The organism is Mesorhizobium sp. M7A.F.Ca.CA.002.09.1.1 (genome assembly GCF_003998555.1).
Classification (GTDB): Bacteria; Pseudomonadota; Alphaproteobacteria; order Rhizobiales; family Rhizobiaceae; genus Mesorhizobium; species Mesorhizobium ciceri.
This window is the reverse complement of sequence record NZ_RZRR01001039.1, coordinates 1-1,745: the sequence shown is the minus strand read 5'-3', so window position 1 is coordinate 1,745 and position 1,745 is coordinate 1. Positions and strand designations below refer to the sequence as shown.

General features: G+C 59.1%; 3 protein-coding genes. 2 read left to right on the top strand and 1 reads right to left on the bottom strand.

The window, feature by feature from the left end; genetic code table 11:
- The coding region (locus EN994_RS29925; RefSeq protein ID WP_164746351.1) for a cupin domain-containing protein at positions 1–391 on the bottom strand (391 nt) is incomplete at its 3' end.
- A gap of 223 nt (positions 392–614) precedes the next feature.
- Between EN994_RS29925 and EN994_RS29920 the strand changes: the two genes are divergently transcribed.
- Positions 615–1,103 carry an Hsp20 family protein gene (locus EN994_RS29920; RefSeq protein WP_013531273.1) on the top strand — a complete coding sequence of 163 codons (489 nt, stop codon included), beginning with the start codon at positions 615–617 and terminating at the stop codon, positions 1,101–1,103.
- 62 nt (positions 1,104–1,165) lie between these two features.
- Positions 1,166–1,627: a hypothetical protein gene (locus EN994_RS29915; protein WP_245441289.1), complete on the top strand. Its 462-nt coding sequence runs from the start codon at positions 1,166–1,168 to the stop codon at positions 1,625–1,627.
- Positions 1,628–1,745: the final 118 nt, after the last annotated feature.

The following is a 1,745-nucleotide window of genomic DNA, read 5'->3' as shown; positions in this document are numbered from 1 at the left end:
GATCGATCACCAGAAGCTTCACCTCGATATCACCGATATTGGTGGCCTGATGCCACTGGCCGATCATTTCGATGATGAAATCGCCGGCCTTGTAGGTGTTGCTGTCGCCGGTCTCGACATTGGTGACCTTCAGCGTGCCGGCCTGGACATAGGCATAGCGCGGGAAAGGGTGCCTGTGGACCGGCAAGGTCGCGCCCGGCGCGATGTCGTAGGTCGAGACCAGCACCTGCACGTTCTTCTGCGGCAGCGTGATCGGTTGGCCGGACGCGGTCGTCGTGCGCGACGCAAGAGGGGTCACGACGACAGGCGTGCCGCTGCTGTCCAGCGCGTGGGCCGGGTTCGCGGAAAAGGCTGCCGCGAGCAGCAGTCCTGACATCAAAATTTTTCGCATGATTCGCATCCACCCCTGGCGTCAACATCGCGCAGTGGCCACCAGCACGCAAGGCAGCGCCTTGGGCACCTGCCTGCCGGCCAAAAATATTTTTGTCGCCCTCTTGAAGGAAAAAAACACGATTACCAGATCGTTTTCCGTCGAGGCTTCGGCTCGACATACTGGCGTCGCGGCGACGCTGCGACAGCCTCGTAATCCATGTTGCTTCACGGAGGATATGGCTATGAGAAGCTCTGATTATACCCCTCTTTACCGCACAACGGTCGGCTTCGACCGTCTCTTCGATATGCTCGAAAAAAGCGTACGCTCCGACTGGCCTCCCTACAATATCGAGAAGACCGGCGAGAACGACTATCGCATTACGATGGCTATCGCCGGCTTCGCTCTCGATGAGGTCGAACTCATGCAGAACGGCCCCGAATTGTCTGTCGTCGGCCAAAGGAAACCCGACCAGGAAAATCGGGAGGTCCTTCATCGCGGCTTGGCGACGGGCAACTTCAAGCAGGTGTTCAAACTTGCCGACCACGTAAAGGTCAAGGCGGCCAACCTCGAGAATGGCTTGCTGTCAGTGGACCTGGTCCGCGAAGTGCCCGAGGAACTCAAGCCTCGGCGCATTGAGATAGGGTCCGAAGCCAAAGCGGTTTCGCTCGAGCAACCCGGCAAGAAGCAGTTGATCGACTCGGATGCGGAGCCTCAACGCGAGGTCGCCTGATTCCCTGGACCTAAATCTACGGTCCGCCTCCCGGTTCGGCCGGGAGGCACAGATCGCGGAGAATGGAGATGAGAACCGGAACTTACAGTTTTCACCAACCTGAACCGAAAAATCTTGCCGCGGAATCCGCCGGATTGCGGACGCCAGATGATGTGCTGAACGAGGAGACGATGACGATCGGTGCAAAGCGGGCTTTGCTCGCTTTCTGGGCTTCCGACGTTCATGCGGTTCCTGACAATCCCGCGTTGCGGCAATTGGACAACGGCGCCATCGTGGAAGTCAGCGACATACTTCGCGCACTCCGCCTTCTGGACGAAACCGGGCGGGAACCGCGTGTTTCAAAGGAGTCGGGAACCGTCAGCCTGTCTTTCGACCGGCGCCGCAAGAAGAGCCGGCTCGGTTGGATGCGGCGCCCCTGGCGAGATGACGATGATGATCCGCCGCCAATCCCGGCCTTTGCAACGGTGCCGCCCGGGCGTGGAGGCGGCGGCATGTTGGCCGAGCCGGAGCATGCAATCGCATGATGACCCGAACCAACAACAACCCACGTGCGGAATGGAGGATCACATGAGTTACAGGACGTTCGACCGACCGGTTCTTGTCAAGAATGGCGAGTTCATTCAAGAAATAGGGTGCCTCGAC

Excerpts from the sequence above, each read along its gene's own strand:
- EN994_RS29920 (WP_013531273.1), top strand. The coding sequence starts at position 615 with ATGAGAAGCTCTGATTATACCCCTCTTTACCGCACAACGGTCGGCTTC.
- EN994_RS29915 (WP_245441289.1), top strand. The coding sequence starts at position 1,166 with ATGGAGATGAGAACCGGAACTTACAGTTTTCACCAACCTGAACCGAAA.